The sequence below is a fragment of the Criblamydia sequanensis CRIB-18 genome (genome assembly GCF_000750955.1).
GTDB lineage: Bacteria > Chlamydiota > Chlamydiia > Chlamydiales > Criblamydiaceae > Criblamydia > Criblamydia sequanensis.
The window spans coordinates 18,589-37,879 of sequence record NZ_CCEJ010000012.1; the positions used below are offsets into that span (position 1 = coordinate 18,589).

Here is a 19,291-nt window from a genome sequence, read left to right on the forward strand (position 1 = left end):
ACTTTCAAAAAATTTGATTCGGCTGACTGATTTAAGAAGTTCTTTTTAAAAATGGCTGAAGAATGCGAAGGCTTTTTTCAAGAACTACTTCTTTTGGAAACGAAGCATCGATCACATGGATGCGATCAGCGTTTTCTTCTGCTAGAAAAAGAAGCGCTTTTCTAACCGACTCATGGAAAAATAAACCGGCATTCTCAATACGATCTTTTTCGCTAGGCTTTCCTTCGGCAAGTTCCCTTCTTTTTAAACCAAGCTCAGGGTCAAGGTCTAAAAAAAGAGTCAGATCAGGAAATACTCCCTGGCAGGCTAGATGGCACTGATCTTCAACCAATTCTCTGCCAAGCCCTCTTGCTATACCCTGGTACGCAATTGTCGAGTCATTAAACCGATCGCAAAGAACTACCCTGCCCGAAATTAGGGCAGGTTTAATGACTTCTTCGATGTGTTGGGATCTGGATGCCAAGAATAAAAAAAGCTCAGCTAAAAGCCCGACCCGGAGGTCCTTTTTTTCTTCTAAAAGCAATTCTCTTACTTTTTCACCGAAAACTGTTCCCCCGGGTTCCCTTGTAACAAGGACGGAATAACCGCTATTGGTTAAAAACCGGTTCAATTCAGCGATGAGCGTCGATTTTCCGGACCCCTCGCCGCCTTCAATCGTAATGAAACGACCCGGAAAATTCATCAGGTTTCTTCCTCTTCATCATCGTCAGAAGACGGAACTTCCTCTTCTTCGTCCTCGATTAACTCTTCGTCATCAAGAATTTCCTCTTCAAGCGCTTCCTCAGGAAGAGGTTCTATAGGAAGTTGTGAATCGTCTTTCGGAGCTTCGCCTTCAGCTAAAGGCTCTTCGCTTCCGGCTACTTTTTGAACGGTTACAAGCGTGTCGTCTTTAAGGTTGACAAGCTTTACCCCTTGAGTATTTCGACCCATGACGCGAACGTTTTGCATGCTGATTCTTATCGTCTGGCCAAGCGAGGACATCATCACGATGCCATCTGTGTCTTCCACACAAAGAGCTGCAACCACATTGCCGTTTCTTTCGCTTGTTATAATCGATCTAACACCGCTTCCGCCGCGATTGGTTTGTCTAAAGTCCTCAACGTTGGAGCGCTTTCCAAAACCATTTTCAGAAACAACAAGAACGGTTTCATTGCCATTGACCACTTCAACCCCGACGATTCTATCTTCGGCATTCTTTAAAGTTGCGCCGCGAACCCCTCTCGCTGTTCTTCCCATAGGTCTTACTTTGGATTCATCAAAGCGAACAGCCATCCCGTGGTGGGTGAACAGCATCACTTGTTGATCTTTCTTAACAAGGCGGGCTGCAATCAAGCGATCCCCTTCATCGATAGAAAGAGCGTAAATCCCTTTTCTTCTCGGGTTGCTGAATTGATCAAGCCCTGTTTTTTTGACGACCCCTTTCTCAGTTGCCATAATAATGCAAGCTTCATCATCAAAGCCTTGGGTGCTTAAAACAGTGGCAATCTTTTCCCCTTCTTTCAAGTCTTCGAGCAAGTTGATAAGCGGTTTTCCTTTTGCTTTTCGAGACGCTTCCGGAATTTGCCAGACTTTAAGCCAATAACATCTTCCGAGGGTTGTGAAGATAAGAAGGTCTTTATGCATCGAAGCGACATAGATCCCCTTAATAGCATCATCTTCTCGTTTTAATTGAACCCCGGCAACACCAAGACCGCCTCTTTTTTGTTCTTTGAAAGTATCGATCGGCATGCGCTTAATGTAATCGTCTTCTGAAATCGTTATTAAAACAGATTCATCAGCGATTAAATCTTCCATCGCCACATCGCTTTCAAAAGGAATGATTTTTGTGCAGCGCTCTTTTTTAGCTGATTTTAGAATTTCATCAAGCTCTTCCCGAATGATATCTTTAACCATTTCCTCGCTTGATAATACAGACTTCAAATGAGCGATTTTTTTGAGGAGTTCTTGATATTCATTATTAATTTTATCGTGCTCAAGACCGGTTAACTGGTAAAGGCGAAGGTCTAAGACAGCGTGCGCTTGCTTATCTGTAAAGCCATAGCGTTTAATTAACTCTATTTTAGCTTCTTCTCTTGAAGCGCTTGATCGGATAAGTTTAACGACATCATCAAGGTTGGCTATCGCTTTTAGATAACCTTCTAAAATATGAGCTCTAGCTTCCGCTTTTTCAAGTTCAAATCTGGTTCTTCTTCGAATGACTTCTATCCTATGATCCACCCATGCCAAGATAAGAGGGCGTACTCCCATGGTTCTTGGAAGTCCTCTATCCAGGGCAAGCATGTTGCAGCCGAAAGTCACTTGCAGATCACTGTATTTATAAAGCTGGTTGATAATGATATCAGGAAGCTCGCCTTTTTTAAGATCAATTGAAATGCGGAGGCCATCTTTGTCCGATTCATCTCGTAGATCGGAAATACCTGTCACTTGTTTGTTATTGATCAGTTCAGCGATCTGCTCAATAAGCCTTGATTTGTTGACGTTATAGGGGATTTCATCAATGATGATTTTTTCCCTATCAGGGTTGGAATCATCTTGTTCAACGTGCAGAGCGCCTCTCAAGCATATTTTTCCACGGCCTGTTTGATAAGCTTCGTGGATGCCTCTTACACCGCAAATAATGCCCCCTGTTGGAAAATCAGGCCCCGGCATAACTCTAAGGATTTCTTCATTGGAGGTATTCGGATTTTCGAGCAAAAGAAGAGTGGCTTGCACAACTTCCCTAAGATTATGCGGCGGAATGTTTGTGGCCATGCCCACCGCAATCCCTGAGGATCCATTGCAAAGAAGGTTCGGGAATTTAGCCGGAAAAACGACAGGCTCAAGCTTAGTCTCATCATAGTTTGGGGTCATGTCGACCGTTTGCTTGTCGAGGTCTTCCATGAGATGTACGGCAGACTGGGTCAAGCGAGCCTCTGTATAACGCATAGCGGCCGGCGGGTCGCCGTCAATGGATCCAAAGTTACCTTGTCCATCCACTAACGTGTAACGCATCGCCCAGGGCTGCGCCATTCTAACAAGCGTCGGATAGATTACTTGCTCGCCGTGCGGGTGATAATCCCCTGAAGTGTCGCCGGATATTTTAGCGCACTTACGATACTTAGCCGAGGGCCCGAGATTAAGCTGGCGCATTGCAAAAAGAATCCTGCGCTGCGAGGGCTTTAGACCATCTCTTGCATCGGGTAAGGCTCTTGCGATGATGACAGACATCGAATAGCGGAGGTAGCTGTCTTTCATCTCATCTTCAATGTTACGCGGGATGATATGTTCTTCTTCAAAATAAGACATGGATACTAGCGCGGCTCCAAAGGGTTAAAATTAAATGTCGAGGTTTTCGACAGAAAGGGCATATTTTTCTATAAAAGCTTTACGTGGGGCAACTTCTTCACCCATTAATTTAGTAAACATTTGGTCAGCTGCAACCACATCTTCTAAGGTCACTCTAATTAGGGTTCGAACTTTTGGGTCCATAGTTGTTTCCCAAAGCTGGTCGGCGTTCATTTCACCAAGACCCTTATATCTTTGAATGTCAATACCTTTTCTTCCATTGACACGAACAAAGTCCATGAGCTCCTTTAGCGTGTTGTAGGTATGGGCTCCGCCATCTTCTTCTTTTATTTGCAAAAGCGCCTGTCTTGGAATGAGATAATCTTCCATAATAAAGCCAAAAGAGGAAAGACCTTGAATCAAATGATTTAAAGACTCTTCTTCATAAAGCTCAACAAAATTTAATCTTTTCGGTTTGAAAAGCTTCATTTCTTCGGTAAGTTCTTCTTGAGGGATGGAAGCTAACTGCTCTTCATGAATTTTTCTCTGATAATTCTCATCGAGCGTTTTTAACTCTTCAAATTCTGAAGCCGAATAAACAAACCTTGGCCCATCAAAGAGATCGATCTGATATTGAGGCAGTTTTCCTTCGGCATTCTTTGCTTTTAGAAAGCTTCTAAAGCTAACCCCTTTTTTCTCAACTCGACTGACAAAAGCCTCTGTCTCTAAAATTCTTTCAATTAATTTTTTCGCCTCTTCTTCAGAAAAAGTCTTTTCTTGTCCGGCAAGTTCAATTTTTATATCGCTTAAGCCAAGAGAGACTAGGTAGTCATCCATTTCCCTTTCGCTATTAATATATTGGCTCTTCTTTTTACGTGTGACACGGTAAAGAGGCGGCTGAGCGATGTAAATAAACTGATTTTCGACTAGTTGGGGCATATTTCTATAAAGGAAGGTCAAAAGAAGGGTTCTAATGTGCGAGCCATCAACGTCGGCGTCTGTCATAATAATGATTTTATGATAACGCAATTTTTCAAGATTGAAACCGTCTCTGCCAATACCGCATCCAAGGGCGGCTACCATAGTCCCGATTTCCTGGTTGCCAAGAACTTTATCAAGCCTTGCTTTTTCAACATTCAAAATTTTACCTTTAATCGGCAATATCGCTTGAAAACGCCTATCCCGGCCAGATTTTGCAGAGCCGCCGGCTGAGTCTCCCTCAACAATATAGATTTCGCAAAGAGAAGGGTCTTTTTCCTGGCAGTCCGTAAGTTTTCCGGGAAGCCTTGCACTATCAAGCGCGGATTTTCTAAGAGTTAAATCCCTTGCTTTTCTTGCAGCTTCTCTAGCTTGCGCGGCAAGGTGCGCCTTTTCAACAATAGATCTTGCTATTTGAGGATTTTCACTTAAGAAGATGCTTAACTCTTCACCGACAATTTGCTGCACGATAGAGCCTACATCGCTATTCCCTAGTCGCTGTTTAGTTTGGCCTTCAAATTGAGGATTGGGAACTTTCACTGAAATAACAGCGGTTAAACCTTCCCGCATATCATCGCCTGTAATGGCAAGCTTATCATTCTTTAAAAGGTTATTGTTCTTGATGTAGCTATTTAAAACTCGTGTTAGAGCCGCTGAAAAACCGCTAAGGTGGGTTCCCCCATGTCTTGTGGAGATATTATTGACGTAGGTAAATAAAGTTTCGTTAAAGGTATCGTTCCATTGGAAAGCCACTTCAACTTCGACAGGTCCATCTACTCCTTGCCTTCCTCCCCCGATATAAGCAGGTGTTGGGAATAAAGGAACTTTGTTCTCATTTAAATAAGACACAAAAGAAACAAGGCCGCCTTCATAGCAAAAATTGACATCTTCTTTTTCATCGTTTCTTTCATCCACAAAATAAATGGAAATGCCGCGGTTTAGAAAGGCAAGCTCGCGAAGTCTCTTAGCAAGAATATCATAGTCAAATAAAGTGACTTGCATGACAGATTCGTCGGGATAAAAAGTGATCCTAGTCCCTCTTTTTGTAGTCGTACCTACAACCTCCAAAGCTTTAACCGGCTTTCCCTTCGAAAATTCCATCTCATAAATTTGCTCATTCTTAAAGACTTGAGCTACAAATTTTTTAGAAAGAGCGTTGACGCAAGAAACCCCGACGCCATGAAGTCCGCCTGAAACTTTATAGGTGTTTTTATCAAATTTTCCACCCGCATGAAGGATGGTCATTACAACTTCAAGAGCTGTGACCTCTCTTCCTTGCCTTGCTGATTCCTTTTCATGCTTTTGGATGGGAATTCCCCGTCCATTATCTTCAATGGTCGCAGATCCATCTTTATTAAGAGTCACCCATATAGCGGTACAATAACCTGCCATGGCTTCATCAATGCAGTTATCGACAACTTCATAAACAAGCTGGTGCAAACCGCTTGTAGATGTATCGCCAATATACATGCCCGGCCTTTCGCGCACAGCCTGAAGACCTTCAAGCACAGTGATGGAACTGGCGTCATATTCTTTGGCTTTTTGCGATTGCTTGGCTTTATGCTCTTCAGACTCCAAAACGTCATTTGTCATGAGGGGACCTTTCTCATTATATCTTGACTTCTTTTATCCGATTCGAAAAACGATTTCTCGGATGCCGGAAGCTGGAAATTGTTGCTGTAGTTTAGCTAAGAGTTTGCCTTTCTCATACTGGTTGAGAAGACTTAGTAATGTTGAGTGTTTTACTCTGACTGTTAAAGTGCCCGCTTTAAACGATTCTGCACGTGTTCTTCCCGCGTGACCGGCACCTATGATTTCAGGCCAGGTGCGCAAAATTTCGTCGGGTTGTTTATGCCTTGCTTCATCCACTTTCGCTTTAAGTTCTTTCAACACATCTTTAATCTGATGCGTTGTAAGACGTGTCCCGTCATAATTTTTCGGGTTTCGGCGGGTCATTTAATGTCCGGGTGATTTATTGTTTTTTAAGATAAGATTATACCTGTTTTCCCTCTCATAATCAAGCGATTTTATGCCTCATTTTTTATCAAAATTTTAACATTTTTAATCTAAATATTTAATCCTTATGAGAGAGGCATTTAAAATGCAAAAAACCATTTCATTCCCTATTTAAAAGCAACTTTTATTTGTACAAAATAAACCTTTCCAATCAAACAATATTAATAATGCATTAAGACAATAGTTTCTATTAAGTTATTATGTAAATTTTTTAATTTATTATATAATGATAGATATAAATAATTAGGGATCTTTTTATATGGAAATTTCCAGATCTTTCGTTATTGGCAATGCTAACAGCTCAAATCAAACTGAATTACGAAAAGAGGTTGAAGCGACCCTTGATGTTATCCAAAACCTTGCAAAGGATAGCCTTGCCGGTCTTTCCAAACAAGATGAGGCGGAGCTGCATAAATTAGAAAGCAAATTAAAAAAAGCTTTAAGCGGTGATCTATCTCAAAAGGGGATCCAAAAAATACAGGCCTTAATCACAAATTCTGCCGTTTTCATTAAAGAAGTAATAAATGAGAACCCGTCTCTTTCAATCGAAGGCCTTGAAAAATGGAAGGCTCTTTCAAAAGAGCTTCAAAAAGCCGCAATAAAGGAGGAGCCTAGTTTAAGCGAACTTTGCAAAGGTGAGAATGTAGTTGATGGTCTTAATCAAGTCGCTGTTTTGAATCAATATGAGGACACAACCGAATCCGGCTTTGAAAATTGCGGCTTCCATTCGCTAAAAAATGCTCTCATTGTGCAAGCTAAAGGAGAGCTTGGCGATGAAATTCAACAAATGCTAGAGGACCCTAAAGTTTTTATGGCATTCTATGATAGCTATTGCGCTCCCTTGCTTGAAAATTTACCTAAAGGAAAAAAAGACGCTACCCTTCCTTTACTTCGAGACGCTATAAAGTTAGCCGTCCAAGATAAAAATCCTCCCTTTTCTTTAAAAACCTTAATCGAAGCTCTTAAAAGCCAAGACCCCCCCGCCCTTTTACTTATCTCTACTTCAAATGGAGAGGAAACAGGCGACCCCTTATTTTTACCAATTGATGTCAACGATACCGCCGAATATCAAAAATTAATCGATTTTGCTTCTAAAGAAGGTCCAAGCCATTTGTCGTGCGTTTTGGGAAACCAACAATTAGGACATTGGTATGTTCTTCATTTTGAAAAAGATAAGGAAGGCAACGTAAAGAGTTTCGGCTTAGACTCCATGACAAATGATCATGATATTTTGGGGGAATTTTCCTCTCTTGCGAAAATGAATTCCTTACTTTTAAAGGCTTTTCAAAACCCTGACATTTTGCAAAAAGCTGCCTATCAACCTATCGATGATCTTTTATCTACTAGGGGAAGTTGGGTGGATTCCAATGGACGGGTAGACTCGCAAGAATCCTTCAAAAGCTTGCTTGACGAAACCCCAAACCCTCACTTTGCAAGTGAAAACACACCCACCGGATCAAATCTTGAAAGAATTCTCGCCACTTGCCATAGAGCTATTCAATTTCTTCAAGCCAACCAACTCCTCGACAATGACGATTATGAACTGCAAAGTAAAATTGCCGATATTGATAGACTTTTGACTTTTTACGGGCAAAATCTAGGAAGTGATCCTAAATATTCCCTCTTAAACACAGATAAAGCAACTTTAGATGCCCACAATAAAAGAGAGGCGCTTGTAGATCATATTTTTGATGAAGCGATCACTTTTATAGAAGGTAAAAAGCATGAATTAAACAGTTATGAATATGAGCAAAACCTGACTCTTTTCACCGAGATGAGAAACATTTATCATAAAAGAAAAGGGCTTTCTTCAATATCTCGCGAAGAAGATCGATTGAAAGAGCTCAATCAAGAAAGCAAAGCAAAAGGCATAGAAGACGGTTTTATCAATGGAACTACCCCATCTCAGATAGAAGGGTCTGTCATAGCTCGAGTAAGCACTCTATTAAGCACTTATCAACAAGCGAAAAAAACCAATTCGATGAATCGCTTTTTTAAAGTAGTTTCTCAAGGAGATGGTTGTCTTACAGGCCGCATGGGAAGAGTGGCGGCTTATAAAGCTGAGTTATCAGGTTTTGGAGAAGTTAAAGAAGCGATCGAGCGGGAAAAAGTTGCTCAGCCTCCCGTTTATGCCCTCCAACAATTTTTCGAGCAAAGAACGGATACCGATAACGACGACGCTGAACCCATAGCTGACCAAATCAATTCTTTTAAAATTGAGGATCTAAACGATGAGACAACACTTGAGGAAATGGCTTCCCAATTTCAAATATACTGCAAAGGCGAACTTTCAAAATCTTTTAGACTATTCTTAGTTGAGCAAAATATTATCAAAGAGGATGATCCGCAAAAAATCGATTGGGCAGCGGCTCTTCAAAAAATGATTGATTTAAAAGAGTTTAGGGTTTGGGTAGAAAGCGCTAAGAAGCAAGCTATTAAATCTCTTTTAGAATTGCAGGAAATGGACCTGCCAAGGCAATAAATTAGGCTTATCCGGATGTTATTGAAGCATTTGTTGAATTTCTGCATCGGAAGCTAGTTGAATTGCTTTTTTTCCGCTCAAAGTTAAACATTCGAGGTCCGCATTAGGATGCATTAAGATAATTTTTAAAGCGGTTTTCTTTGAATGAAGCGCTGCCCAGTGCAAAGGGGTTTTCCCTTGTACGAAAACATTAGGGTTTTCTTCAGCCCTTAGAAGGAACTTTAAGCCCGTATAATCATCCATCAGTATGCATGCTTTAAAGTTAAAACTAGGGTCGGACTTTCTTTTTTCGATATAGGCATTATTCGTTTCCAACCGATGAAAAAGTGAACGTAAAACTTTTTCAACCAAAGGTTTCAAACCGGGATTTTCCTCTCCGATTTTTTTAACGGTTTCTATATTTTCTTGCAAGACATGGTTGTATAAACCACTTTCATCTTTATTAAGAGATAAAACCATGTTTTTTAAAGTTACTTCTAGACTCATGATACCACAAATTCACAAGCTCTTTTCAAAATGATCGAGCCGTTTGGCTCTGATAACATCTTAAAAAGAGACTCATCTTCAACGGTTGTTAGATAAATTTTTAGATCTTCGAGAGAAGGAAGCTTTGTAGTTTTATTTTGTTCCATCCACTCGTAGATGACATTTTCAATAAGGTTCGCTTCTCTGTCAAAAGACGTAGTGTAGTTAAAATAAAGATCGCTATAAACCCCTGTCGCTTGTCGAAGGTATTCACTCATGGTATTAATCCTGCCATTAAAACAAGGGGGACCCATAAAAGCATACTTAAAGAAAAGGGGAAGACGATCTTTTTCTTTCTCATTGGAATAGATAAAAACAAAATCTTTAATACGTGTATCAAGCGAAGAGATGATTTTTTGTCTACTGGATCCCGGAATTAAACCCGGTTCTGCAATTAGATGAGTCTTAAAGGTAATGAGGTTGTTTCGTAGATCCTCATTTGAAATTGAGACTAACTCAGACTCTATTTCCAGTAAAATTTTAAGAGCCACAATCGTTTCTTTAGCGTATCGGTATTCCGTCACAGAAAGCTGATCTTTTAATTTATCCAGCTCTTCAAGTGAAACGTTAATAATCTGCATTCTCTCTAAGGGTTCCATAAATCCTCGTAAAAAGAACTATAATACTTAAATTTTAAATGATTGTAAATTACAAATTAAGATTTTATTAAGAATTTAGAACTACCCTTACTAATTATAGTTAAATTAACTTTCTTCAATATTTCAATTCAAAAAGTAAAGATTTTCTATACCGCAGAGTTGGTTACCTGGAGAACCGCTTTAGGAAGCTGAAAGAAAACATCTTCTTTTGTGAATACCACATCCTCAACTTCAGTAACCCCTAGTTTGATGAGTTTTTCTATGCATTTTTCTACGATGGTTTCAGGGGTCGATGCGCCGGCTGTTAAACCAATAACTGACACTCCCACAAGCCACTCAGGTAAAATTTCCGTTTCATCATTAATTAAATAGGACGGAACTCCTCGATTCGAAGCAACTTCTCTTAAACGGTTGGAATTGGAGCTTTGAGGGTCTCCGACGACCAAAACAAGGTCCGTTTCATCCGTAATTTCTTTTAAGGCCATCTGTCGGTTTGTTGTAGCATAGCAGATAGAAGAAGAAGGCAGAGTCTCTATGTTAGGATATTTATTTCTTAAAGCTTCAGTGACTTGTTTAACATCATCTAAACTTAGTGTGGTTTGGGTGATGAAAAAAAGTTTTTCGTCCTCAGAAAAGGTAAGGGCTTCGACATCTTTGACATTTTCAACTACATGAGTAACATCTGGTGCTTCTCCTTTAGTACCAATGACTTCAACGTGATTTTTATGCCCGATTAAAACGATTTGATAGCCGTTGCTAGCAAAACGCTTTACAGCTGAGTGGACACGGGTAACAAGCCCGCAGGTGGCATCAATTTCTATCAAATTTCTTTTTTTAGAAGCTTCTCGAACAGCCGGCGATACACCGTGAGCTGAGTAAATAAGCCTTGCACCTTCCGGAACAGACTCGATATCCTCAATAAAAACCGCCCCTTTTTTTCTTAAACCATCTACAACATAGCGGTTATGAACAATTTCATGTTTAACATAGATGGGAGAACCAAAGAGCTTTAACGCCCTTTCAACGGTTTCGATAGCACGCTCAACGCCGGCGCAAAAGCCGCGGGGTTTAGAGAGAAGAAGTTTCATTAGCTAAATCCAATAGAAATAAACTGACGCCCAAGTCTATCGGATATGGTTTAATAAAAGCAAGACAGTAGACTTCTAGACTTCGTTCGAAACTCCATTCAATTGTTTTCACGCATGGGTTATCCTATGCTTTAAAAATTTATCAAAAAATTTGCACAAAACCAACCAATTCTTCCAATCAAAGCGAGATTTGAAAGAAGTCAAATAAAAGTTAACGGGATATTGAAGGGATTTCTTATGTCACTTAATTCAAAGAAGCGATAGACGCTGAGAACTCTTCGTTGTCAAAGAACATTTTTTTAAAATGCGCTTTTAAAGACTCGTCCACTTTCTCTTCAGGGTGGCTTCCAACCAAAAAGATAAAGCTTGCAAGGCCTTCAAATCGATCCTTCATAATGCGTCTTCCGCTTGAAAGTTCGGCCCGGCCGATTATTGTTCCTATGATCTCGGAAAGTTCGGAGGCCTTTATCTTTTGACCGCTTAGCCTCATCATCAAAAGCCTTGTAGCCACATTGACAGCAGCTCCTCTATCGATATCTTCCATACAAGCCTGCCCAAAAGTTAGAGGGCCCTCCTGCCCTTCTCCATCCTTAGCAAGCTTAGCCATAGCCCCAATAGAAGTTAAGGCCTGAACAAACACCTGCAAGCCCTTAGCTAATATTCTTTTCCCCTCATTTCCCTTTGAGATCATCTCATTCCAATAAGGATTTTGTAAGAGCGACGCCTCATCAAAGATATCCGCCGCAAGGTCGAAGCCGGATTCAAATTGCTCATCACTCATGACATCCTTTCCGATATAAAAGCTTTCCTTTGGCAAATTGCTTGGATCAAATAAAGTCCTATACCCTTTTTGGTCACTTTCTCCACGGATAGCGGCTTGTTTATATTTCGCTAGGAACTGGCTTGCAGAACTCCAGTTGGCATAATCAGACTTCATATGCCAAATGTCTCCATCAACCGGTGTCAGAAATAGACGCATCTTATCCTTTGAATTCTCTTCGAAAGTTTTCAGTTGATGCAAGCGTTGCCGCTCCCCGGGTTTATTATAATTTTCCATGCTATGCTGAAGATGAAGGCCATTTTCATTAGCTTTTAACGAGTCAAGTTGCAAGCTAAGCATCCGATCGCTTGTAATACCGGGACCGGGGCCGTGGAAAAAACGGACCTTTCTCTCGGTTTGATCACCAAAAATATAATCGAGCGTCGCCAAGTTAAAATTACCTCTTTCATAGGGATTAAAATCCTCTACCGAGCTTCCAAAAAGACCGACAATCTTTGGGGCGCTAAAAAGCAAGCTTAAGTCCTGCAAAAGAAAAAAGCCCATTTCGAGAGGAGTATCGAAAGAAGGCGAACTCCTATTGTTGAAAGTCTCCACCATGAAATTTCCCATCTCATGCCAGGTAATTTCGCGGTCTTTGAAATCGGGCAGATTGCCTTTTTCAAGAATGGTTTTTCCATATTCTCGCAAAATATCCATGCCAATGACATCGGTTCTTAAAGCAGTCCCCAACCTATGAAATAAGGTAAGAAGGGGGTGCTTAACCGAGGATTCCATCATCTCCCGGTAGCTTTTCGTCTCATAGATTTTTTTTAGGGAATGCTGGATTTTTAAAGAGTTCTCCTTTTTTTCAAGGCATTTGAAGAGCCGCTTTAACTCAGTTTCAAATTTTGAATCTTCTTCTAAACCTTCTAAATCTTGACAAGACAAGGCTTTGAATTCATCGAAAGTTCGGCTTAAAACCTCTATTTTTCTCTCCTCTATTTTTTGAACAAAGATCTGCCTTTCTTGAGAAAATTCTTTCGGGAGGACAAGCAGGATCAGTTGCCTAAGGATGGGAATTAGAAGAAAAAGCGAGCCTAAGAAAAGGAATATTTGCAAAGCAAAAGAAGCGGTTTTAATTAAGGTGAATTTTAAGTTATTGTCAGAGGGATGGATAGACTTTGAGGAAAAGACATCCGGAGATTTATGTTCAATAAACCGAGCAGGTAAGGAAAGCTCCGGCAGCCGGCAATCCATTTTAACCTCTTTTTTAAACCAAAACTAACACTTTAATAAATTTTATTAAAAAATTATAAAGATTCCAGCGAAATTTTTTTTAAAAAAAAGTTTTCATCAGCTACTAAATAACTTTACATAGTTTCATATTATTTATTTATATTTACAAATAAAATATTTTAAATTAAAAATGTAGGTTTAAAAATAATTTATATATTTATTTTTTTACTTAATTTTCAAACATTTCCATTAACATCTATTATTAATTTAGAAACATAACACATATTTAATACTTTTTCTTAAAAAAATCTAAAGACTTAGCTTCAGACACAAGATCCTTTTGAAATTTTAAAAAAAGGAAAAAAAAATGAAATGTCCAGAGCTTTATGTTCCTCAAATCGTCCACACTTGGCATTCACCTTATGTGTTATGCAGCCCAACCCGACCCGAAAAGGATTATTATGCAGTAGCCCTTAGTGCTTTAAAACAATACGTGATTGAAAATGAGTTTTTAAGAAAGAAAGACAGGCAAGATGATTTATTAAACCTTGCTGAAAACAGTTCTAAAATTCGATTTACTTACTATTTTAGAAAAAATGACCTCTCAGGTGTTTTGATTCATCTTGACGGCACCCATAGGGCTTATCTACCCGTAGGGTCTGTATCAAGACTAGATTCTGATTTAATTGTCGGTGTCTATCTTGATTTTTCAGAAAGCTTCTTTGATATGAAGACTTATTGGCCAAAAAACACGCAGAGAAAGAAGGATAATAAAATCATCCATAAAATCTTTACCTCTTGGCAGAAAAAAGTTTTGCAGGATTGTGAAGGTCAATCATAATAACATCCGCTTGATTTATGCAAGGGATAGGCATGAGCTTAAATCATGCTTATCCCCATCATGTAATTTAAAACCAAATCATAACGGCTCTCATTCCATTTCTTACATTAGACTCATTATTGACCATCTTTTTGAAATGATCCGTAGCCACATCATGGGTGCTTCTACCTTCCTGAAAAATTTCTTTAGTTTTACTGTCTTCAACATCAGTTTTAACAAAAACGTAAGTCTTAGGTTCTATTTTCATTTTGTTGTCTCCTATTTTTTTTGGTTTAAGTTTAATTTTGTAATAAGGCAGAATATTTTTTTTCATCAAGCCAATTTTTGACATGTCTTTTACCATAATTAAAAAACCTTTTCATGCTCTGCCTATTCTTCATTATAATATGGAATGCGCTTCGGAAGTTGTTAAAGCAGCCAAAGAAATCAAACCTGATTGCATCGTGGTTGAGCTTCCTGAAAATATGCAGAATGAACTTATTAAAGCAGCTAGCCGCTTGCCGGATCTAAGTGTGGTTAAAGCAAGTCAAAAAAATGGAAAACCTCTCTTTTATCTTTCCGAGCCCTGCGATGGCTTATTTGAAGCCTTAAGATATGGCCTTGAGCATAATATTGCCGTCTTCTGCATCGATCTGGATGTCGATAATTACCCTTTTTTTAAAGACCCCCTTCCGGACCCTTATGCCATTTCCAAAATTGGCTTTAAACATTATATGGAAGCCTGTTATGGCAATCTGCCGCCTTCATTAAGAAAGACTTTTCCAATCGATAGGGAAAGAGAGTATTACATGGCAAGAAGGTTAAAGGAACTCTCCTTTTCATATGACCGTATCTTGTTTGTCGGCGGTCTTACCCATGTAAAAAAAGTGCTTGAGTTAACGGATCAAAAGGCCTTTAAGAAACAAGAGCCGGTAGAGAGAGAGACGATTGAAGTCTTTTCTCTTACAGAAGAATCTCAAAGGGAGTTGATGAGTGAATTTGGCTATCTTTCTTTAAATTATGAATTTTGGAGGGACGAGTATTTATCAAAAGAGTCGATAAAAACCACTATTCCCGATAGGCAGAAAATCTATCTCTCACTTTTAAAACAAGCAGGCTTAAGATATAAAGAGAGTACGGGCAATGAATTGCCTCATTACTGTCTTCGAAACACTTTAAAATTTATGCGTAATTATGCGCATCTTAAGGACAAGCTTCTTCCTGATTTATTTGAATTATTAGCTTCTGCTAAGGGTTGCGTTGATCATAACTACGCTTATGAAACTTGGCTTCTTGCCACGACTTATCCTTTTTTAAAGAATGTGGATGGCCTTCCTGAAATTAAGCTCCGTGTAGAAGACCTATTCGGCGGCAGCAAAAAAATTCAATTTCACCGTAAGCTTAAAAACCCGAAAGCCACTCAGTTTATAAAAAGAAAAAAAGACGCAGCTTCTTTTCGGTTTACCCCTCCTAGCCCCTTCAGCATTTGCTCTTATCCGCCTGAAGATACGATCATAGAAAACTTCGGGCGCTTTCTTAAAAAGAAAGGCGTTCAAATCCTGACAGAAGAAAATCTAAAAGTGGTTCCTTTCTCGACAAGCTTGGAAGATGGCATCGATACTAAAGAAACGATTAGACACCTCTTTGAAAAAAAGCTTTATGTAAAAAAGCTTGGGAAGCCGGCGGGAGATGTCGGGTCTGTTGTCATCATCTTTGATGAAGATGATGAAAAGGATGAAAAGTACCCTTGGAAAACCACATGGATAGGTGAACATTCTCAAGAATCCGACATGGCTTTTTATGCCACTGATTTAACCAAAAAAGTTGTGGGTCCCGGAATCAGCCGCTGCGAATATGGCGGTTTTATGATGTCTTATCCTCCAAGAAGGCTTTGGGATGTCTGGCATGATCCTGATTATTTAGACCTCCTTCATAAGTCGGAAGTGCTCCTCATGGCAGCCATTGACTACTCATTAAAGCCGACAATTACTTATGTGGCTAAAAAAGCGCCTCGCTCCCTTTTAAAGTCCTACGCCGCCAGGTTTGGAAAGAAAGTAGTCTTTTTGCCGATAGGTCAGGTTTCAAGAAATCTTCTTAATAAAATTCGTGTATTTCATGTTTTAGATGGTCATGATAAAAGACGAATCGCCGATGAATTTATTTATTAAGAACCTGTGATTTCGCGGAAAGCTACCTTTCTCCATAAAAACTCTCACCTTCTATTATAAACTCTTCTTGGTTTCTTTTTATGGGCCAAGAAGATGGAAAAATAGCAAGTTTTGCTCGGCTATTAATGTTTCTTGGAATCACATATTGAAGCCTATAAGATGAATAGACTTTATCTAAAGCTTCTTTAATATATTCATAAGAACATTCATGAATGCCATAGTGGTCATAAGGAATATCCGGTCGACCCGGCACTTTGAAATCATCGATGACAATAATGCAATTGTCTTTATGAGTTTTTGAAATAGCTTCCAATTCATTCAACAAAGGCCAATGTTCATTCCAATGAGCATCTAGATATAAAAGGATAGGTTTATGTTTAAGACCAGGAAGCAAATTATCGAGGACAACCTCTGAACTTCCGAAATGACAATGCACATTGGAGTAAGGTGATAAAAGCTTTTTTGCGTTATTGTAAGTATTCGGCTCAATTTCGATGGTATGGACTTGATTGAAAAGACAGGAAAATAGAACCGTTGTGCCCCCTTTAAAAGTTCCAGTTTCAATGACTGTGTCGATCTTATAATTTCTTTTTAAAAGAGCAAAGTAAGTAGTAAGTTCCGGTGCAAAATTAAAAGCATACCCTCCAAGGAGCCACACATCGAGGTTAAATGAACTATAAAAACCATTGTCAACAGAAGGAAGGGTGCCGTAATTGATATTAGGTAATGTTTCTTTCTGTGCAGAAAAAAGAGCTACACTCTGAAAAAGAAAAAACGGAAGAAATGTTTTTTTTAGCATACAGCCTCCTATTTTAATGAAATTGAGACTGTATTTAAAAAAGATTTATTGTCAATTATCTTTAGAATGAAAGAAACTATAAATGCTTCTTAAGAATTTCTTTAAGGGTAGCTTCGGCTTTTTCCAACCTTTCAAAAAGAGATTGAGGCAGCCTTAAGTCTAAACTTAAAGAATGGATTTCGTTTTGAATAATAAGGACAAACTCTTTAAGGGATTCCTGAGCATTAGAATCATTATTTTTACTCATTGCTTCTTGCAATAGTCTAAGCCTATTTTCTAAAATATTGATTCTTTCAATGACATCAATTAAGTGGTGGTGATCCTCTTCTATCGCAAACTCCGGCTTATAGTCGTGGACAACAGCATCAATGATTGCGAGTGTTTCGTTAAAAAGCCTTTGTCTTTTTTCATCAAGCTCCTTATTCCAAAGATCAATTTCTTCGAGGCTTAATTCCTCTTTTAAATGCTTAAGAGCGCCAAGACTGGCTATTGGTTTTAATAAAAGCTCCTCTAAAAGATCTTTTAAATGCTGTTTATCGGACGCGCTGACATTTAATTTTTCAAATGTTTGCTGTTCATAGTCCTGAATAATTTTGATGTCCCGATCCACTCGTTTTAAAGCATCTTTTTGCAAATTCTCTTTAAGGCTTGAAAGAAGGTCATCGATTGATTTATTCCAATAAAAATCAATCCAATACTGGCTTTCTTCAGACCATTGTTTAGTCTCATCAAAAGCTTTTACTCTTAAGTGCATGGCATTATTCTGCCATCTTTGGTTTATTTTTTTAGCCCGATCAATTAAAGGCTGAATAATGATAGTTTGAAAAGGCTTGATTTCAGGGTTCTTTTCACATGTTTTGATGATGTGTTCATTGACTTTATGTAAAGCTCCTACAGTTTCATGCACTTTTGGAAGGATTTCCTCAACCCTCCCTTTTAATGGAGCAGTATCTTGAACAAAGTAAGTAAAAACAGCAAGCATCCGCTCTTTAAATCGTTCAAGAAAGGTAACTGAGACCCCTCTATAGGCTACAAAAGGAAGGGGCAATTTAGGAGGTGTTGCTACAGGATCTAATCCGAAAAGATTGTTTTCTTCAGATTCGGCGGGATTTTCATTTTTAATTTCGGAGGGGTCTTCATCTTTAAAGAAGGCTGAATCGCCCATAGACTACTCTCCGAAATAAAATTATTTTGATATTTGCATAAGTATATTATATTATTTATTCTTGCGAATTTCCAATTGAATTTTTCATTTGAAAAGAAGACTAATTTAAGAAGGAAAAAATTTCCTCTTTTTAACCAAATTTTTGAAATTATGACAAAAAAAAGAATCTTAATAACAAACGATGATGGAATCCATGCCCCCGGTATCAAACACCTATGGAATTCCTTAAAGAACGATTATGAGGTTACAGTTGTAGCCCCTCATCAAGAACAATCCGGTGTCGGAGTTTCTGTTACGATTAGACACCCTCTCCAATTGAACCGCTTGCATTGGAATGGAATCCAGGCCTATTCAGTCACAGGAACGCCGGCAGACTGCGTAAAATTGGCATTGAATGTGATATTAGATGAGCGCCCTCATCTAATAGTTTCAGGAATCAACCGAGGCACCAACTCGGGTCGAAATGTTCTCTATAGCGGCACATGCGGAGGGGTTATTGAGGGAACGATGAGAGATATTCCAGGGATCGCTTTTTCTCTATCGGACTATCAGGACCCAAAGTTTGAGTCGATAGAGCGCTTTATACCCCCTTTTCTTGAATTTGTTTTTAATAAGCCGCTGCCTCCTCAAACTTTCCTGAATGTTAATTTCCCCTCTGTTATTGAAGGAGCTCCGAAAGGCTTTAAATTTGCCCGCCAAGGCAAGGAATACTGGGGAGAGTCTTTGGATGCGAGAAACCACCCGACAGAAGGCCATACCTATTACTGGATAGGGGCAAGAAAGGTGCAGTTTGAAGAAAACGAAGAATCAGACGTAAGCTGGTTAAATAAAGGGTATGTAGCGGCAGTTCCCGTCAATGTCGGGGATTTGACTGAAAACAATCATTTAAGAACGCATAAAGATTTATTTGAAAAACACTTCGAGTGCCTTAACTTTTAATGAACTCGCTTCTTTTCATGACGATCTAAAAGATCCAAACCTTTCTGCTGTAACTTCTCTAAGGTTTCTTGACCGCCTTTTAACCGGTAAAGGCGTTTTAACTCCGTTCGAAGCTCATCGCTTAGGGATAGATCTCCTGTTCGTTCAATAGAGTCCATCTCTTTTAAGCACTTTCTGTCGAGAGTGATTAAGATTTCTGCCAGGCGGTAGAATTTTTTTTCTAGAAGTCCGGATTTTATCTTAAGATCCTCAGAGTTGTGACAGCCTTTCAAATCCTGTAAAATTTCAAAAAGCAGGTACTCACCCTCTTTGGAAATTTCCTCCTCTCCTTTGCTACCGCAAGAAAATAAAAGACAAATTCCAAAAAAAGAAGCCAAATACTTTAAAAAGCATTTGGCTTTAAAATCTCGGAGAATACTGATGATTACGGTCAAAAAAAAGCCCTCGTAAAA

General features: G+C 39.1%; 16 protein-coding genes. 4 read left to right on the top strand and 12 right to left on the bottom strand.

The genetic code is table 11. From position 1 onward, the window contains the following. Positions 1 to 31: 31 nt before the first annotated feature. The 4 genes from tmk to CSEC_RS11245 are packed head-to-tail and all read right to left on the bottom strand — an operon-like array spanning position 32 to position 6,198. Positions 32 to 682 (bottom strand): dTMP kinase, encoded by a 651-nt coding sequence (gene tmk / locus CSEC_RS11230; protein WP_041018585.1) that lies wholly within the window; start codon positions 680 to 682, stop codon positions 32 to 34. Further along, positions 682 to 3,285 carry a DNA topoisomerase (ATP-hydrolyzing) subunit A gene (gyrA, locus tag CSEC_RS11235; protein ID WP_041018586.1) on the bottom strand — a complete coding sequence of 868 codons (2,604 nt, stop codon included), beginning with the start codon at positions 3,283 to 3,285 and terminating at the stop codon, positions 682 to 684. The genes tmk and gyrA overlap by 1 nt, the downstream gene beginning before the upstream one ends. 30 nt (positions 3,286 to 3,315) lie before the next feature. Further along, the gene (gene gyrB, locus CSEC_RS11240) at positions 3,316 to 5,835 is read right to left on the bottom strand and encodes a DNA topoisomerase (ATP-hydrolyzing) subunit B (protein WP_041018587.1); all 2,520 of its coding nucleotides are present in this window, start codon (positions 5,833 to 5,835) and stop codon (positions 3,316 to 3,318) included. A 33-nt stretch (positions 5,836 to 5,868) separates the two neighbouring features. Further along, the gene (locus CSEC_RS11245; RefSeq protein WP_041018588.1) at positions 5,869 to 6,198 is read right to left on the bottom strand and encodes a DciA family protein; all 330 of its coding nucleotides are present in this window, start codon (positions 6,196 to 6,198) and stop codon (positions 5,869 to 5,871) included. Between the two features lie 319 nt (positions 6,199 to 6,517). Between CSEC_RS11245 and CSEC_RS11250 the strand changes: the two genes are divergently transcribed. Beyond that, positions 6,518 to 8,740, top strand: a complete 2,223-nt coding sequence (locus tag CSEC_RS11250) for a hypothetical protein (protein WP_041018589.1) — start codon at positions 6,518 to 6,520, stop codon at positions 8,738 to 8,740. Positions 8,741 to 8,758: 18 nt separating this feature from the next. Here the strand turns inward: CSEC_RS11250 and CSEC_RS11255 are convergent, their stop codons facing one another. From CSEC_RS11255 to CSEC_RS11270, 4 genes are all read right to left on the bottom strand, one after another. Next, positions 8,759 to 9,226, bottom strand: a complete 468-nt coding sequence (locus CSEC_RS11255) for an ankyrin repeat domain-containing protein (RefSeq protein WP_041018590.1) — start codon at positions 9,224 to 9,226, stop codon at positions 8,759 to 8,761. Next, positions 9,223 to 9,864, bottom strand: a complete 642-nt coding sequence (locus tag CSEC_RS11260) for a hypothetical protein (protein WP_041018591.1) — start codon at positions 9,862 to 9,864, stop codon at positions 9,223 to 9,225. Before CSEC_RS11260 ends, CSEC_RS11255 begins: the two co-directional genes overlap by 4 nt. Before the next feature lie 146 nt (positions 9,865 to 10,010). Then, positions 10,011 to 10,952 (bottom strand): 4-hydroxy-3-methylbut-2-enyl diphosphate reductase, encoded by a 942-nt coding sequence (gene ispH, locus CSEC_RS11265; protein ID WP_041018592.1) that lies wholly within the window; start codon positions 10,950 to 10,952, stop codon positions 10,011 to 10,013. 244 nt (positions 10,953 to 11,196) lie between these two features. Beyond that, complete coding sequence (locus tag CSEC_RS11270) at positions 11,197 to 12,969, bottom strand: hypothetical protein (protein ID WP_041018593.1); 1,773 nt, start codon at positions 12,967 to 12,969, stop codon at positions 11,197 to 11,199. Between the two features lie 346 nt (positions 12,970 to 13,315). Here CSEC_RS11270 and CSEC_RS11275 point away from each other — a divergent pair, with 346 nt between their 5' ends. Continuing rightward, positions 13,316 to 13,789, top strand: a complete 474-nt coding sequence (locus CSEC_RS11275) for a hypothetical protein (protein ID WP_041018594.1) — start codon at positions 13,316 to 13,318, stop codon at positions 13,787 to 13,789. Between the two features lie 67 nt (positions 13,790 to 13,856). On the opposite strand, the gene CSEC_RS11280 is transcribed toward CSEC_RS11275, so the two are convergent. After that, positions 13,857 to 14,036, bottom strand: a complete 180-nt coding sequence (locus tag CSEC_RS11280; RefSeq protein WP_154017697.1) for a hypothetical protein — start codon at positions 14,034 to 14,036, stop codon at positions 13,857 to 13,859. 82 nt (positions 14,037 to 14,118) lie between these two features. Between CSEC_RS11280 and CSEC_RS11285 the strand changes: the two genes are divergently transcribed. Further along, positions 14,119 to 15,936 carry a hypothetical protein gene (locus tag CSEC_RS11285; RefSeq protein ID WP_041018596.1) on the top strand — a complete coding sequence of 606 codons (1,818 nt, stop codon included), beginning with the start codon at positions 14,119 to 14,121 and terminating at the stop codon, positions 15,934 to 15,936. A gap of 22 nt (positions 15,937 to 15,958) precedes the next feature. On the opposite strand, the gene CSEC_RS11290 is transcribed toward CSEC_RS11285, so the two are convergent. Both CSEC_RS11290 and CSEC_RS11295 read right to left on the bottom strand, forming a co-directional pair. After that, positions 15,959 to 16,735: a class I SAM-dependent methyltransferase gene (locus CSEC_RS11290; RefSeq protein WP_041018597.1), complete on the bottom strand. Its 777-nt coding sequence runs from the start codon at positions 16,733 to 16,735 to the stop codon at positions 15,959 to 15,961. Between the two features lie 76 nt (positions 16,736 to 16,811). Next, on the bottom strand, positions 16,812 to 17,900 hold the full coding sequence (locus CSEC_RS11295) for a hypothetical protein (protein WP_041018598.1): 1,089 nt from the start codon (positions 17,898 to 17,900) through the stop codon (positions 16,812 to 16,814). 150 nt (positions 17,901 to 18,050) lie between these two features. On the opposite strand from CSEC_RS11295, the gene surE reads away from it, so the two are divergent. Beyond that, positions 18,051 to 18,839, top strand: coding sequence for a 5'/3'-nucleotidase SurE (gene surE, locus CSEC_RS11300; RefSeq protein WP_041018633.1), 789 nt, complete (start codon positions 18,051 to 18,053; stop codon positions 18,837 to 18,839). Here surE and CSEC_RS11305 read toward each other — a convergent pair. After that, positions 18,836 to 19,273, bottom strand: coding sequence for a hypothetical protein (locus CSEC_RS11305; protein WP_041018599.1), 438 nt, complete (start codon positions 19,271 to 19,273; stop codon positions 18,836 to 18,838). The genes surE and CSEC_RS11305 overlap by 4 nt on opposite strands. Positions 19,274 to 19,291: the final 18 nt, after the last annotated feature.

Coding starts and splice junctions, on each gene's coding strand:
- CSEC_RS11275 (WP_041018594.1), top strand. CDS start 13,316: ATGAAATGTCCAGAGCTTTATGTTCCTCAAATCGTCCACACTTGGCAT.
- CSEC_RS11290 (WP_041018597.1), bottom strand. CDS start 16,735: ATGCTAAAAAAAACATTTCTTCCGTTTTTTCTTTTTCAGAGTGTAGCT.
- CSEC_RS11245 (WP_041018588.1), bottom strand. CDS start 6,198: ATGACCCGCCGAAACCCGAAAAATTATGACGGGACACGTCTTACAACG.
- surE (WP_041018633.1), top strand. CDS start 18,051: ATGACAAAAAAAAGAATCTTAATAACAAACGATGATGGAATCCATGCC.
- CSEC_RS11285 (WP_041018596.1), top strand. CDS start 14,119: ATGTCTTTTACCATAATTAAAAAACCTTTTCATGCTCTGCCTATTCTT.
- CSEC_RS11295 (WP_041018598.1), bottom strand. CDS start 17,900: ATGGGCGATTCAGCCTTCTTTAAAGATGAAGACCCCTCCGAAATTAAA.
- CSEC_RS11255 (WP_041018590.1), bottom strand. CDS start 9,226: ATGAGTCTAGAAGTAACTTTAAAAAACATGGTTTTATCTCTTAATAAA.
- CSEC_RS11250 (WP_041018589.1), top strand. CDS start 6,518: ATGGAAATTTCCAGATCTTTCGTTATTGGCAATGCTAACAGCTCAAAT.
- CSEC_RS11280 (WP_154017697.1), bottom strand. CDS start 14,036: ATGAAAATAGAACCTAAGACTTACGTTTTTGTTAAAACTGATGTTGAA.
- gyrB (WP_041018587.1), bottom strand. CDS start 5,835: ATGACAAATGACGTTTTGGAGTCTGAAGAGCATAAAGCCAAGCAATCG.
- ispH (WP_041018592.1), bottom strand. CDS start 10,952: ATGAAACTTCTTCTCTCTAAACCCCGCGGCTTTTGCGCCGGCGTTGAG.
- CSEC_RS11260 (WP_041018591.1), bottom strand. CDS start 9,864: ATGGAACCCTTAGAGAGAATGCAGATTATTAACGTTTCACTTGAAGAG.
- CSEC_RS11270 (WP_041018593.1), bottom strand. CDS start 12,969: ATGGATTGCCGGCTGCCGGAGCTTTCCTTACCTGCTCGGTTTATTGAA.
- gyrA (WP_041018586.1), bottom strand. CDS start 3,285: ATGTCTTATTTTGAAGAAGAACATATCATCCCGCGTAACATTGAAGAT.
- tmk (WP_041018585.1), bottom strand. CDS start 682: ATGAATTTTCCGGGTCGTTTCATTACGATTGAAGGCGGCGAGGGGTCC.